Origin of the sequence: Paenibacillus periandrae (genome assembly GCF_022458865.1) — a bacterium.
GTDB classification, from domain to species: domain Bacteria; phylum Bacillota; class Bacilli; order Paenibacillales; family NBRC-103111; genus Paenibacillus_S; species Paenibacillus_S periandrae.
Genome location: NZ_JAJNMU010000092.1, coordinates 1 through 1,148 on the forward strand (window position 1 = coordinate 1; position 1,148 = coordinate 1,148).

The window sequence follows — 1,148 nt, forward strand, 5'->3', positions numbered from 1 at the left end:
CTATATAGACCGCAATTAATAAACTGCCAAAGACACTCCAATCGCCAAATCGGGTAAAGAATAGTAATAACTTACCCGAAGGCGGCGATGAACATGAGAAACGAAGAAATCGAGCGGTTGAATGCAGCGATGAAACAAACATCAGACAAACGACTCTACGAAAGGTACTTGGCCGTCCGTCTTCGTCTGGAAGGACATACGTTTGAAGAGATCGGTGATCTACTCAGTCGCGCGCGTCAAACCATCGGCCTCTATTGGAAAGCCTACCAAACGCAAGGTCTGCCCGGCCTGAAGATGGATCATTCCCCTGGACAACCGACAAAACTCACGGAGGAGCAGCGAAAACAGCTAGCAGCGATGCTGGAGCAGCAACAACCGGCCGATGTGGGTTTTGAAGCCCGGTACACTTGGACCCTCCCGCTGGTGGCGGAGTGGATCAAACGGGAGTTTGGCATCACAATGAGCGTGCGTGGGATCAGCGCGATGCTAAAACGGATGAACTTCAGTTTTACCAAAGCAACGTATACGCTTGCCAACGCTGACGAGGACGCCCAAGTGTATTTCAAAAAGCACACCTTTGCAGCGCTCAAGAAACAGGTTGAAGCGGAAAAAATCGATCATTTGCTCTTTGAAGACGAATCGATGATCCGGTCGTATCAAGCGCTACAATACAATTGGTTTCCACGTGGCAGACAACGTAAAGTGCCCACGTATGGCAAACACGAAGGAGCCAAGTTGTTCGGTGCGATTAATTATGAAACCGGGCAAGTGCATCACCGGGAAGAAGAAAAGGCCGATACCACAGCTTTTATTCGATTTCTTCAGGATCTTCTCTCCGCGTATTCGAGTGGGAAAATCGCCTTGATTCTGGACAACAGCCGGATTCATCATGCTACGGAGTTACAGCCTTTTTTGACGGAACATCCGCGTCTGCAGTTGGTTTTTCTACCGCCTTACAGCCCAAACCTCAATCCGGTTGAAGGGCTATGGCTGTGGCTCAAAGCCGATGTAGTGAACAATGTCTTTTTTGAAAAATTCTATAAGATTAAGCTTCATGTAAGCCAATTTATGAAGCGAATCAATCAGCACCCGCTGGATACCGTTGATCGCCTGCTTGTTAGGTTATGATCTTAATTGCGGTCTATATA

1 protein-coding gene is annotated in these 1,148 nt (G+C 48.0%); it reads left to right on the top strand.

The window, feature by feature from the left end:
• Window positions 1-87 precede the first annotated feature (87 nt).
• Window positions 88-1,128: an IS630 family transposase gene (locus LRL21_RS44660; RefSeq protein ID WP_240422195.1), complete on the top strand. Its 1,041-nt coding sequence runs from the start codon at window positions 88-90 to the stop codon at window positions 1,126-1,128.
• Window positions 1,129-1,148: the final 20 nt, after the last annotated feature.